Origin of the sequence: Rahnella perminowiae (genome assembly GCF_019049695.1) — a bacterium.
GTDB lineage: Bacteria > Pseudomonadota > Gammaproteobacteria > Enterobacterales > Enterobacteriaceae > Rahnella > Rahnella perminowiae.
In genome coordinates this window covers 69,528-81,958 of the sequence record NZ_JAFMOT010000174.1, presented here as the reverse complement: position 1 = coordinate 81,958, position 12,431 = coordinate 69,528, and the positions used below count along the sequence as shown (strand labels likewise).

Below are 12,431 nucleotides of genomic sequence, written 5' to 3'. Positions count from 1 at the left end.
TAGAAATCTGCCTGTGTGCCATGTATCGTCAAGATTATGCCAACCTGATGGTTATCCTGTTATGCAAAAAGTTGATCTGCCACTGATGTGTTCTCCGCGTTATCCCGCTGCGCCCAACCGGCGACTGGTATTGCTGGCTTATGAGTGTCTGTGCACTTTCGAGTTCGGGATTGCCGTCGAAGCCTTTGGACGTGCCGATGAACTTACCGGCGAACCGTTGTACGCGTTATCCGTCGCATCGGTCGAAGAAGGAACTTTCGGCGCACAAGGCGGCGTGCGGCTGATGGTGGACGGCGGGCTGGAACTGCTGGAAGACGCCGGCACAATTGTCATCCCCGGCTGGCGAAGCATACATGAACCGGCTTCTGACCGGCTGATGGCTGCACTGCAAAAGGCTCACCATAACGGGACACGAATTGTGTCGATCTGCGCAGGAAGTTTCGTGCTGGCCGCTACGGGTTTGCTGGATGGTAAACGGGCGACGGCGCACTGGAACAGCACCGATGCACTGGCGAAGAAATTCCCTGACGTGCAGGTGGAGCATGGCATGATTTATGTCGATGAAGGCAACATCATTACTTCTGCCGGAGGTGCGGCGGGGGTCGACGTGTGTCTGCATCTGATCCGTCGTGATTATGGTATTGAAGTCGCTAACCGTACGGCGCGCCGCATGGTGACTCCGCCCCTGCGCGAAGGCAATCAGGCTCAGTTGATCCGCCAACCGGTACCGCGGCAACAGACAAAAACGCTCGCCCCGTTGCTCGATGACTTACGCGGCCACCTTAATACGCCGCTGGTGATTGATCAGCTCGCCGCGCAAGCCGGAATGAGCCGCCGCACCTTTCTGCGCCGTTTCCATGATGCTACCGGTACCACACCGGGCGAATGGATGCTGAACGTGCGGCTGGAAAAAGCCTGCGCGCTGCTGGAAAACGGCACATTAAGCATTGACCGCGTCGCCGAACAGGCCGGTTTTGGATCACCCGAAACCCTGCGCCATCACTTCCGCCAGCGGCTTGGGATGACACCGACAATGTGGCGCAAGGAATCAGCCGAAAGAAGTCTGCCGGGATGAACGGGGGGCCCGCAACGTTGGGCCTGCCCCTGGCCATCGCCTCAAAACCACGGCACTGTTGCCACTGCACTCAGCCCGTATGCTCCAAATTCCCCTTGAACAGGTTCAGGCTGCAATACCCCACGCCGGATAAACAGTCTGAACACTTCACCGGTCGAGAGGCTTTTTACCTGAATAAAAGGCAGTGCCGTGACCTGCGCTTTGCTGTCGGGGATGCGTTGAAGCGCTTCCTCTTCACTCAGCCAGCCTTTTTTAACCGACCGACGGCGCAGCCTTTCCGGATTGCTTTTAACCTGTACACGGCTGAAACAGCAGTATTGCGTACCGGACGGGACGTCGCGGATTTCACTGACATCGACCTGATCACGCAGCCCCTTCAGCCACTGAGTCTGACCGAACGCTGTCAGCGTACCGGCATTGCTGTGCAGGCGGATGATATCCCCGGGTTTCTGACCGTAATGCGGAAAACTGATGCCTATTTTCCCGGCGGCATATTGCCCCAGCGCGCGATGCAATTTGGCAAACAGCGCAGCCATCAGCAGTTCGGTGCCAAATTCCGGGTCGGGCAGAACGCGAATTTCCTGATAACTTTCCATGCTGGCCTTTACTCCCCTTTCTCACCGAAAACGCCGCCGCGTATCAGCGTGGCGATAACGTAATGCTGTTGCTCCGTATCCGGCTTTTTATCTTTCGTCACCCAGTTATCCAGCAGCGTGTAGAAGTCCATTTTCTGTTTTGGCTGGCGATAAGCTTTACCCTTGCTGGTCACGGATCCGTAAGGCTCGACGGCGATCGGACCGAGTTCTTCCACTTCGGCATCCGGATACCAGTCATCAATCGTGCGCAGCGCATTGCCGATTTTTTGTGAATGCAATGCCGCAATGCCCCCTGCCTGATAAAGGATTTTACTTTTTTTACTGTCACGGCTTGAGTCCAGGACCAGTTCCTGAGAAGGGAAAACTTCCTGGCCTGCGCCCAGACGGGCAAAGGCCTCCACGGTCAGCAGCACAGCCTCCTTTCCACTCAGCCCCTCCTCAATGACAGCCGCCAGTTCAGCCAGATCACCGGTTGGCTGGCTGAACTGACGCAGGTTGAATTCGTCCGCCTCAAATTCCCAGCACTGTGTATTGTGCGTAACATGAACGGCAATGCCTTGCGCGCCAATCCGGTTACGCCAGAGGAAACGCCCGTTAGCAAGGTTTTCCGCATAACGGGCCGCCAGCGTGCCAAAGCCATGTTCAGTGCGATAACCATCAATCACTGCCGCGAGAGCGGCCTGATAATCCTGATCGTTACACACTGACGGGGAAGAAAGGTTGCCGAGTACGCGCAGGGTAAAGCGGAGCTTCAGGGTATCCGTATCAAACGGCAGCGCCGCGACGTCTACACGTTGCAGGTTGGGTTTCTGAATCTCAGCATCGAGTTTTGTCGGATCGGTGGAAGCGGCATTTTTCATGCGGTTGGAAATGGTGCCGCGTACGGCTTTTTCCTGAATTTCGACCGGCTGCCATGTCTGCGTATCTTTACAGGCCTGCCAGTTACCGGCGAACATCTGTGCGTCAGAGTTTGCCAGTTTGCGTTCAAAAGCCAGGACAGACGCGGTTTTTACGGTGGTTTTGGTCATTGTGCTTTCCTTGTTTCAATGATTAAAAATCGGAATGTTCTTGTTCAGTTAAGTCGGCTTCCTGCAGCGGTTTAGCATGGCTGCAGATGTAGTTTTCGCTGCTTACGGGGTAACGCCAGAGAAGCTGATGAATATCAGTGATGCGATGCGGGCTGCGCCATTCGCCGACGCCATAGGCCGCTTCGACAAAACGGAACGGCGTTGATGTATCGCGGGTTTTTGCCACCTCACCGGGCGCATATAACGGTGAAATCGGGGTGAACCCCACCATCAGCGGCACCAGATAACCTTTCGCGGGTTTCGGCTGATATTCCCATTCAGCGGAGCCATCATCGTGCGATCCGGCACGGTAAGTGATACTGGCGAAATCCAGCCAGGCGTCGATCATTTCCGCCTGCGGATCCTGCGCCTGTCGTCCGGCAAAGTGTTGCGCCAGCAGTTCAGAACGGTCAACCAGCGCGAAACCTGGCAATGCGCGGTACATTTCGCCGCGGGTGATATGTTGCAATTCATCGCCGTTTTGCGGCAGCGCCATCACCCGTACCGGTTTCATTGAGATCACCGTGCCGCCCGCCAGCCGCTGAGTAACACAAAGCCATTGCAGATGTTGTTCCAGTTCCCTGGCCCCGGCATCGCCATGGGCAATGCTGCCTTCACATTCTATAAAAAGCGTGACGGTCATGTGCATCCGCCCTTCTTCATTGAAAGGTGCAGTTTTCGCTTCTTTTGTCAGCGGGATACGCGTCAGCGCAAAATAATGGTCGCCCCGTTCGCTGGCCTGATAAGCCTGAATCTGTTGCCCGTGGCACACGACACCGCAGCCGGTAAATTGCAGCCCGTGGCTCTGCTGAACCTGGCGTGAAAGCGCATGGGTAAACCCCAGAAAATGGGTGATCGCCGGAAAACCGTAGGTCAGGCCGGAAATGGCATTGGCATTTTCGACCTGTACATGAGGCAGAACAATCAGATAACTCATTGCCAGTTCTCCTGCTGAGCCGCCTCAAATTCCCGCAGACGGCTACGCATTAACTTCGCCCATTCGCGGAATTCGACCGCACCCATATTCAGTTTTTCGTCCTTATTCAGTCGGGTATTCAGCCAGTGGGCAAAATCCTCAGCAATCTCGGTGACCCATTCGCCGCCTTCGCGCCGCAGTTTAAAATCAGGATCAGTATGCTGACGCAACGGATCAAGCCAGAGCTGGTGCGCCGCTTTCAGAATGCAGTCTTCTTGTTGGCTCCAGCCCTGAAGGTCTGTCAGTGACTGAATTTCGGCGGCATAGCTGAAGATCATACCGATCAGTTCATCCACGTATTCAGCACGCTGCTGGCGGATTTCCATATTGTTGTCGCGCTCAGAAATACTGTGCAGATAACGACGCAGGTCAGAGACAACACGCGTTATTTTGGGAGAAACCGCCGCCAGAAAATTTTTATGCGAAACAGGCGGCTTAAGGGATTGCTGCCACTGCGGCGGGGCACAACGCAGAAGGTGATTTTTACCGCCACGCGCACTGTTCAGATAGGAGATATTTTGTGGCTTGGTGCCTCCCATATTTTGTACCGCGAGATCAGGAAAATACTGAACGGCTTCAGGATGCCAGTGCCCTTCGCGGCGTGCTTTACGGGCGGCTACGGATCCATCACTGTAACGGGAATAGCTGATGCGCTGGTATAAGGCATGCGCCAGTGAAGATGAATAAAGCGGGCTGAGCAGATGGTAATCGCCTTTATCAGAAACCGGGAAATAAAGCTGTTTAGCGAGCTGGTGCGTCGAGAGTGTTTTATCCGACAGCGCCTGCATAAAACCGCTGATCCATTGCTCTGACTGGGCCTCATTTTCCGCTAATGCCCTCAGCGCCGAGAAATCACCGCGTTTGAGGCAAGCCAGTAATGAATCGCCTTCATGCACGGTTTGCAGCAATTTTGCCACGTCCAGCGCAGCGGAGTTGCCGACGGCATCAACGGCAGGTGAATACAACGTCGCCGTGGACAGATAAGCCGTTTCAGTGCCTGTTACCGTGCTGTACACACTGCTGCCTTTAGCATCACCATGAAAATATTTTACCGCATGTGTCACCAGACTGATTTGCCCCGCACGCGCGGCCGCATCGGTCAGCCAGGTGCGGACGTCATATTTCTTTTCCAGTTCGCGGCGTTGTTCAAAAAGCTGCTGCTCAAGCCCGGCTTGCTCTTCCGCGCTGGCAGCGGACAATTGTTTGTCGGCGGCTTTGTTGAATGCATCCAGCTTGAGCTGATAGCGGTCGTGAATGTAAGAAACAATGAACTTACATAAGTTATTTCCTTCCATTTCTCTTCCCTTTAAATTTAATTAACAACCGGCAAAAGCATTGCTTACGAATATATTAGTTATTTATCTAAGTCATTTTTTAAATATGTAGATTCAATTCTCTCCTGTCTGGACGTCTGAGTATTACCCGAAAAAAACAAAAGCATAAAACCTATCAATATATAAATGACAACCCTATACCCTTGCATATGTTATCCTATTGTTTTAATGAGTCTTTATCAGACAAGAAGACAATAATAACATCATACAATATAAAAAAATGTTGAAAATCACATTTTACCGAAGTTGTATCACCTCCTTTGCAATACAATTTAGAGTATCACCTTAATCCGCGACCACCCCATCCCTGCTGACTATCTGCCGCGTACCAGGAATTAAATTTCAATTAATAATTTTAAAGAAAACGCATTTCACCCATGGATATTTTTTATTAGACAGACTAGCATTCATCAGACTGGCGCTCAGGCAGCTTAGAATTTTGCAATACGCTTTAGGTACTCAATTTCCATCACATCAACTGCCGTACAGGCAGCAGTGCACTCAGCCGAGTGCACCAAACACCCCTAATGCTTCATGCCAGTGCCACCGTTGGTTTTCGCTGTCGGCTAAACAGATTTCTCCAAACGTTTTACTGATGCGGTCCAGCTCCCAGCCGGTGCTGTCTGCCAGATCCTGATAGAGGATTTCACAGTTCATCTCCATCCACGGACTGACGCCTTCGGCATATTCCTGTTCAATGGCCTTAAATCCGCTGCTGTCTTTCCAGCCTTCGACTCCCTCATCAGGCTGACGGAAACGTGGCTCATCGCCCTCTTCCTCCAGCCACAGATAATATTGCTGATCGGATGCCGATTGCCTGAAAGGCGTCCGCTGTTGTAATTCACCGCACCAGTCTGCATCTTCGCGCCACCAGCGCGCGGCATAGTTTTCCCCGCATGGCTTTCGGCCCAGTAATTCTGGCCATAAACGCCCGTGCTCCATATCGGTCAGGCTCATCAGGGGATCCGGCGTATCACGCTCCTGAATACGGGGAATAGCGTTGAGAATTTCGTATTCTTCCCGGCGCAGTAAATCGTGTAAATCATGGCTGGAAAACTCATGCGTACTGCTTTCAAAACCCGGTTTGCAATACGCAGGTATCACCTTTTTCAGCGCTTTAACGTTTTTATGCAGGATATGAATATTGGGACATTGCGGGGCTGAGCGCCGGTGGCGCTGAACGCGTCCGGCAAGCTGGATAAGCGATCGCATTGAACTGGGTTCAGCAATGGCCCAGTCATAATCATGATCACGGCCGATTTCCGCGACAGAGGTGGCAAGGACCACAAAGATGTGCTGTTCTTCCGGATGCGCAGCGAAAGCCTGGCGGACTTCATCTACCCGCCGGATCGCCTCTTCATCATGGCGGGTCAGCATAGCATCAAGACGATTTTCGATACGGGCCCGCATCGCCAGCGGATACTGGCTGTGATAGACGCAATAATGTAATTGTATGCCTGCCGGAGACGGCGTTGACATCAGGCATTTTGCCACCGCGACCAGCGGATCGATATTTGCCATACGGACAATACCGACGGTCAGATTTTTGCCATGGTGATGCGCATTGTGCAGCGCAAGTAACGACTGATGGACGCGCGCTGACACCGCATTTAAGACATCCTGCTCACGGGCACTTTCCGGCGACACCGTGATCAGGGAGGCCTGCCGCAGCGGGCTGGCCTGTTGTAATAACGGCACCCGTTTTGCTACAAATTCGCGATGTTTTTCGCCAAAAGACTTTCCGCTTATATGCTGGCTTTCCGCTACATGAAATTCGTCAAACCATGCACAGCATACATTCACCGGCAACCCGGGCTGCCCGCAGGCTTGCTGGTAATCTTTCCTTCCCGCGACATACGCACTGAATAATGCCTGCACCAGCGCCGGTGCCAGCGTCGCTGAAGAAAGTAAAACCCGCGAACCCAGCATTCCCGCCCAGTTCACCAGACGGCACAACGCAGGCAGGTCGGCCATATCAAAATCATCAGGCTCGTCAAGAACCAGGTCAGCCGTCAGCAGCCTGAGCATCGGGGCGATCTGATGACCGCCGCGCAGGCTTTCACAGGCAGGCATAAGATGGTCTATCGTCGTCACCAGAACCGGGGCACTGATGAGTTTCAGGAGAGTGTCTTTGCCTTTGAGCCACTGCCCCAAACGGCCGGTATCAAGCGACCCTTCGTAACGCACATACTGATGTTCCGCGAAAAGTTCGTCCGCAGACTGACTGCCGGTACGGTTCACGCCACCGGTATCATGATTAAGCTGATGCAGTTTCTGCACCGCCTGCGAACCGATCAGCACCGCCAGATCTTCTTTATCAAGATGCAGTTTTTCGCCAAGCGCATCGCCGGTCTGTAAGGTCAGGGTTCGCAGGCCAAGGGCGACAGAGAAGCGACATCCGCGCGTTTCATCAGCCAGCCCGTACATAATCCGCGCATTCGCCAGCGTTTTCCCGCAACCGGTCGATGCCATATTGATGCCAAAAAAGCCGTGCTGACATGCACTTTCACGCAGCCCGCAGGTTAAGTCGAATGCCTTATCCTGCCAGCGAAATCTTTCCTGCTGAGCGCGTTTTTTAAAACCTTTATGCCGGGTGATCGCCGGTAACGTCTCCCGCAAATAGGGCAGTCCACGCGCCAGCAACCATGCATTCTGGCTGACACCAATATTATGCTCATCAAGTTGCTGTTTGGCTCTGCCGCTCTTTCTGTCGGTGTTGGCAATCGCCGGAAACGCCGGATCCTGCCAGCCCGCTGTTGCATCCAGCGAAGAGTACAAATGATCGGCGAGCATCAGTACCAGCCGGGCAAGATGGCGGGTCAGACGGCGTTCAGGCGCGATATGTGGTGAGGTAAACAACGGCAGTTGCAGCGCGCGTGCGGCAAATTTTTGCGCTTTCCTGCGCCATGTTGCACTTTGCACCGGCGTGCCGTACGGGAACTGCCAGACGGCACGTTGTTCTTTAGCTGTCCATGGCGCATCCATATTGGTGGAGTTCCAGCACGGCGCAAACTGCTTATCCTGCCAGTGCTGAATATCAGCAAATTGCGGCGGGTTGATGTAGTTGTCGTTTCGACGCGGATAAACCGGCAGGCGATGATGAGAAACAATCAGCCAGGCGACATGACGCGCTACCGGCGGCAGACCTTCAAGCGGACTGTTATAACTGTGGCTGACATTATTGCGGACCAGATTTTGTATCATGGCATTTTCGTGTTCAGCACTGACATGCTGCAAACGGGTCAGCCATTGCTCATCGGTCTGCTGGCCGACAAACGCCTGGAATAAACGCACCGACACCCACTCGTGCCTGAATGGCTCGAAGCCTTTCCCCTGTCCGCTGAGTTTATTCTGGAACAGCAGACTGGCTTTGCCAAAATCATGGAAAAGCCCGGCGATAGCGGCCAGAAGTCCGATGGTCTGCACACTGTGAAAAGCATTTTCGCTGTCAGACTTTATAATATCCCGTTGTGTGGTATTGGTCGGCACTGTCCCTTTGTCATTAAACTTGCGAATATTTCCGACTATCCAAAGCACTTCAGTCTGATTATTTGATTTAATCCAATGACAGGCAACGGCTGTATTTCTGCGTGCGTTTTTTTTGAGTATCTGACGTAATGTATTCAGCCCTTCCAGGGTAATTGCCGTTTGCCATGTCCGTTCTCCTTTGCGTTCAGCAAACTGATCAATGATTCGCCGCGTTTCAGTCAGTGCTTTTTTATTACATTCCGACACCAGTAATATATTCATTATTGCTGACTTATTTCTTGTGCGACGTTCTGCACGGTTTCAATCATAATATCGAGCGCATCCGCACGCTGAAAATGATTCAGGCAACGCTGACGAAATTCCTGCTCATCTTCGCCGTTCATGGCGGCAATAAAAGCCTGGGGCAGGATCAGTGCATCTTTAATGAGATCGGCGACGTCAAATACCAGACCGCCGCGCCGTGTTTTGCCATGCATAACCGCCAGACCGTGTGGCAGACCTATTACCCACACCGCCGTAGCAGCCAGTCCGTACGCCAGATAGTTGCCGTGATCGAGATAACGGTTAGCCACGTCCACACCCCCGCCACGTTTCGCACGAGTAAAATCGCCATAACACGCTGCCGTAGCGGCCAGCTTGTATAACGCTTTTGTCATGACGGCCTCCTGTGCCATCAGTTCACCGATGCTTTGACACTTTGGCAGGCTTTGTTCAAAACGTTGCAACAGAGATTCTGTCCGGGAAGTATCCAGCTGGAAAGCGGTTTCACGGGCCAGCGTTGCACTTAACCAGTGTTTACGAATTTGCTCACTGCGCACCTTCTGGAACGCCACCGCTGCCGCCAGCCGTTTCTGTTCATCGAACCAGAAGCTGACCCATTGCTGAAGATATTCCGTCGGCCGATATTCACTTTGAGACGTCAGCCATGAGACATTCACCTCGACTTCATTCGCCGAGTAAAGCGGGGTTCCGCCCCCGCCACAAAAACCGATCAGCACGCCCGCACGGGCAAATTCACGCATCGCCGCCTGTGTCACTGACGTGCCGGTTCCCAGCATCACTACCGTGGTATTGGCGATAGGGATATTCCAGTACAACGACTGCCTGCCTTCTTCCGTCACATATTCAACCCGCCCGCCATTCACTAATACACGGCAATATTGCAGGTAATAAATATTTGACCGTTTAGAATGCAGAATCGTTTTTAACTCGCCAGGCATCAATGCGTTAGCCATCTGGTTATCATTCCCTGATTTAATCAAAATTCATGTATAAAAATAACGCCACCAGGGTAAATATCAATAATGGAATTACCGCTTTCAGGCATTGTTGATTTGATGTTGCAATATAACGGGAGTAGCTTCATAAAAACATAACATCTGCTTTTATCTTTTCAGCTTAATAAAACACCTAAAACAGGGTGCCATATTTAAACCTCTCACTGATGTGATATATATCCCATTCATTAAGTAGCTGAGCAATTTATTAATTGCAACGTATTGTGTCATTACCAGAACGGCAGTGAACTGGAATGTACAAGCCATCCCGGGTGACTACGCTTTCTAAGCTGCCTGTACGGCAGTGAACGCATGGCCCCCTTCGGCTCCCGACCTGCGGCCTTTCTAAGCTGCCTGTACGGCAGTGAACTACACCACCCCACAGCCAGCCCATACAGAGCATTTCTAAGCTGCCTGTACGGCAGTGAACCATTACGACCCCAACACTGACGCTGTGACATGTTTCTAAGCTGCCTGTACGGCAGTGAACTACACGTCCAGCGCCGGTGGTCTGTGATTGTTTTTCTAAGCTGCCTGTACGGCAGTGAACCGCTAGGCCGCTATCAGTCTGACATTCAGCATTTTCTAAGCTGCCTGTACGGCAGTGAACCAGTTAATCGTGGCTTTACGCCATGCGCGATTTTTCTAAGCTGCCTGTACGGCAGTGAACAGATGTACTTGTTAAGCCCCTCTCCTGCGTTATTTCTAAGCTGCCTGTACGGCAGTGAACTGACCCTGACACCGGCAAAAAGTACGTGTTTCTTTCTAAGCTGCCTGTACGGCAGCAATGCGAAAACCAAACTTAAACCTTAAAAATCATATATATAAATCACATTTCCACTTCAAAACGCATGCTTTTAAACGTTAAATAAATTCCTTTTATTTCATATAGTTGAAAATGGTTTTGGGGAGGTTTTTTTGGATGTGGTGGAGCCTGCATAATGGATTTTAAATCCTGCGTAGTTTTTAGATGATCCATATAGTTATGCCAAAACTTCATAATATAAATAGGTATTTATACCTATTTATCTCAGTAGGTTACAAATCGTGAAAGACCGAAATTATGAAGTTTTCCCAACTTCTAAACCGGTAAAATAGTCGTTACGCATAGAATTCTGGCTTAGCTGAGGCTCAATACGTCTATTATGGGAAGGTGTATCGGGAAATCTCCCCTCAGTCGCTCCACGATAAATTTGCATCGCTTAAAGTGATGTCATCGGTTGATCGGTTGAAAATTTAATTATATTGCACATACAACCAGTATAATGAAATGGGGTTGTTTATGTTTGTTGAGCTGATTTACGACAAAAGAAATATTGCGGGTGTGCCGAACGCCAATGCTCTGATCCTGGCTGAACTGACCAAGCGGGTTCATGGCGCCTTCCCTGATGCTGACGTGAAGGTTAAGCCAATGGTGAACACGGACGCCAGCAAAGCACAGAAGGCGGTTCTGGCGGGAATAGTTGAAGAGATGTTTGACGATGCCGGTAACTGGCTCGGTGTGGAATAAGGGGGATTTATGCGTGTAGAAGTGACTATCGATAAAACCAAGCAATTGCCCGCCGGTGCGGTAGAAGCATTTAGAGAGGAGTTTCAGAAGAGGCTTGAACGGAGTTACCCAGATGCAACGTTCAGCGTTCGTCGAGCTGGTAGTGATGGGATGTCAGTGATGGGTGGGACCACTCATGACAAAGAAGTGATTGATGTGATGCTGCAGGACACGTGGGAAAGTGCGGATGACTGGTTTCAGCCTGACCAGTGAATTGCAATGTCATGCTTGACACCAGAAACAGCCAAAAATATATTTTTCCTGTCATGACGGCAACCGGTCAGAGGCCTCGTGGTTGAATGCGCTGGCCGGTTTGCCCACTTCTGATTTCACTCGTTAAATCCCCAGTATTTGTGTTCCAAAACTTTCAGTCTAATATGGACTCAGAATAATCTTAAGCCATAGCATGTCTGCATTGGTCATGGACGGCACCTCGGCAGGCCTGTGAACGGCAAAACTTAACTGAGAAACCTTGATGAACCTTAAATTTATTCCCCCTATTATCGTACTACTCGGTGCGGTTGGATTCATGGTGTGGTTCTTTGCTAGCGGTGCTGCGATGCCAGGTGGATAAGGTGACTAGTTGTACAGGCAAGCACCGTAGCGTTAGCTGAGAGCCTGAGTCGGGTTAATCAAGGAGGAGTGATGGCCTTTAATGATCTTGAATATCATGCGGTAAAAAAAGAAGTTGAGGCGTTTGTCGAAAGCATCCGGCCGCCAGCGCACGTCAGGAACGAACTCGATATTGTTTTCACCATTGATGACCAATCCATTGAGATAGGCGAGAAGCGCCCAGTGTGGCGTGGTGAGCCGGGTGAGTTTTCCCTTCTAACGTCAGCCAAAATCACCTACGTTCGAACGCAAAAGGGATGGAAGCTTTATTGGATGCGGGCTAGTGAAAAGTGGGAACTGTACCAAACAGCAGACACGCTGACCGAGGCGCTTGAGATGGTACGCGTTGATGCGCATGGCTGCTTCTTTGGTTGAGTGCCCGGAGTTGAATAAACCCGGCCACCGTGCCGGGTTTTTTGTGCCTGCTATCTGGCAAAATCACCGCCCTGCACTATT

At 51.5% G+C, this 12,431-nt stretch carries 11 protein-coding genes and 1 CRISPR repeat array; of the genes, 5 read left to right on the top strand and 6 right to left on the bottom strand.

Going from position 1 to position 12,431, the window contains the following annotated elements:
* Positions 1 to 61 precede the first annotated feature (61 nt).
* The gene (locus J1781_RS11725; RefSeq protein ID WP_217233618.1) at positions 62 to 1,075 is read left to right on the top strand and encodes a helix-turn-helix domain-containing protein; all 1,014 of its coding nucleotides are present in this window, start codon (positions 62 to 64) and stop codon (positions 1,073 to 1,075) included.
* A 41-nt stretch (positions 1,076 to 1,116) separates the two neighbouring features.
* On the opposite strand, the gene cas6f is transcribed toward J1781_RS11725, so the two are convergent.
* The 6 genes from cas6f to cas1f form a co-directional block, all read right to left on the bottom strand.
* Positions 1,117 to 1,671, bottom strand: coding sequence for a type I-F CRISPR-associated endoribonuclease Cas6/Csy4 (gene cas6f / locus J1781_RS11720; RefSeq protein ID WP_129952744.1), 555 nt, complete (start codon positions 1,669 to 1,671; stop codon positions 1,117 to 1,119).
* 8 nt (positions 1,672 to 1,679) lie between these two features.
* Positions 1,680 to 2,699 (bottom strand): type I-F CRISPR-associated protein Csy3, encoded by a 1,020-nt coding sequence (gene csy3, locus J1781_RS11715; RefSeq protein ID WP_217233617.1) that lies wholly within the window; start codon positions 2,697 to 2,699, stop codon positions 1,680 to 1,682.
* Between the two features lie 22 nt (positions 2,700 to 2,721).
* Positions 2,722 to 3,675 carry a type I-F CRISPR-associated protein Csy2 gene (gene csy2 / locus J1781_RS11710; RefSeq protein ID WP_217233616.1) on the bottom strand — a complete coding sequence of 318 codons (954 nt, stop codon included), beginning with the start codon at positions 3,673 to 3,675 and terminating at the stop codon, positions 2,722 to 2,724.
* Complete coding sequence (gene csy1 / locus J1781_RS11705) at positions 3,672 to 5,009, bottom strand: type I-F CRISPR-associated protein Csy1 (RefSeq protein ID WP_217158155.1); 1,338 nt, start codon at positions 5,007 to 5,009, stop codon at positions 3,672 to 3,674. Before csy1 ends, csy2 begins: the two co-directional genes overlap by 4 nt.
* Positions 5,010 to 5,549: 540 nt before the next feature.
* Complete coding sequence (cas3f, locus tag J1781_RS11700) at positions 5,550 to 8,798, bottom strand: type I-F CRISPR-associated helicase Cas3f (protein WP_217233615.1); 3,249 nt, start codon at positions 8,796 to 8,798, stop codon at positions 5,550 to 5,552.
* Complete coding sequence (gene cas1f, locus J1781_RS11695) at positions 8,798 to 9,772, bottom strand: type I-F CRISPR-associated endonuclease Cas1f (RefSeq protein ID WP_217219481.1); 975 nt, start codon at positions 9,770 to 9,772, stop codon at positions 8,798 to 8,800. Before cas1f ends, cas3f begins: the two co-directional genes overlap by 1 nt.
* A gap of 324 nt (positions 9,773 to 10,096) precedes the next feature.
* Positions 10,097 to 10,604: a CRISPR direct-repeat array (repeat unit 28 nt; unit sequence TTTCTAAGCTGCCTGTACGGCAGTGAAC).
* Positions 10,605 to 11,096: 492 nt separating this feature from the next.
* Between cas1f and J1781_RS11690 the strand changes: the two genes are divergently transcribed.
* From J1781_RS11690 to J1781_RS11675, 4 genes are all read left to right on the top strand, one after another.
* Positions 11,097 to 11,324 carry a DinI-like family protein gene (locus J1781_RS11690; RefSeq protein WP_129952738.1) on the top strand — a complete coding sequence of 76 codons (228 nt, stop codon included), beginning with the start codon at positions 11,097 to 11,099 and terminating at the stop codon, positions 11,322 to 11,324.
* A gap of 9 nt (positions 11,325 to 11,333) precedes the next feature.
* Complete coding sequence (locus J1781_RS11685; protein ID WP_217233614.1) at positions 11,334 to 11,576, top strand: DinI-like family protein; 243 nt, start codon at positions 11,334 to 11,336, stop codon at positions 11,574 to 11,576.
* Between the two features lie 262 nt (positions 11,577 to 11,838).
* Positions 11,839 to 11,937: a YoaK family small membrane protein gene (locus tag J1781_RS26495; RefSeq protein WP_217233613.1), complete on the top strand. Its 99-nt coding sequence runs from the start codon at positions 11,839 to 11,841 to the stop codon at positions 11,935 to 11,937.
* Positions 11,938 to 12,008: 71 nt separating this feature from the next.
* Positions 12,009 to 12,350 (top strand): DUF3024 domain-containing protein, encoded by a 342-nt coding sequence (locus J1781_RS11675; RefSeq protein WP_217233612.1) that lies wholly within the window; start codon positions 12,009 to 12,011, stop codon positions 12,348 to 12,350.
* Positions 12,351 to 12,431 lie beyond the last annotated feature (81 nt).

What these genes read in the sequence shown, in the direction of transcription:
- J1781_RS11725 (WP_217233618.1), top strand. Translation starts at nt 62, where the DNA reads ATGCAAAAAGTTGATCTGCCACTGATGTGTTCTCCGCGTTATCCCGCT.
- cas6f (WP_129952744.1), bottom strand. Translation starts at nt 1,671, where the DNA reads ATGGAAAGTTATCAGGAAATTCGCGTTCTGCCCGACCCGGAATTTGGC.
- csy3 (WP_217233617.1), bottom strand. Translation starts at nt 2,699, where the DNA reads ATGACCAAAACCACCGTAAAAACCGCGTCTGTCCTGGCTTTTGAACGC.
- csy2 (WP_217233616.1), bottom strand. Translation starts at nt 3,675, where the DNA reads ATGAGTTATCTGATTGTTCTGCCTCATGTACAGGTCGAAAATGCCAAT.
- csy1 (WP_217158155.1), bottom strand. Translation starts at nt 5,009, where the DNA reads ATGGAAGGAAATAACTTATGTAAGTTCATTGTTTCTTACATTCACGAC.
- cas3f (WP_217233615.1), bottom strand. Translation starts at nt 8,798, where the DNA reads ATGAATATATTACTGGTGTCGGAATGTAATAAAAAAGCACTGACTGAA.
- cas1f (WP_217219481.1), bottom strand. Translation starts at nt 9,772, where the DNA reads ATGGCTAACGCATTGATGCCTGGCGAGTTAAAAACGATTCTGCATTCT.
- J1781_RS11690 (WP_129952738.1), top strand. Translation starts at nt 11,097, where the DNA reads ATGTTTGTTGAGCTGATTTACGACAAAAGAAATATTGCGGGTGTGCCG.
- J1781_RS11685 (WP_217233614.1), top strand. Translation starts at nt 11,334, where the DNA reads ATGCGTGTAGAAGTGACTATCGATAAAACCAAGCAATTGCCCGCCGGT.
- J1781_RS26495 (WP_217233613.1), top strand. Translation starts at nt 11,839, where the DNA reads ATGAACCTTAAATTTATTCCCCCTATTATCGTACTACTCGGTGCGGTT.
- J1781_RS11675 (WP_217233612.1), top strand. Translation starts at nt 12,009, where the DNA reads ATGGCCTTTAATGATCTTGAATATCATGCGGTAAAAAAAGAAGTTGAG.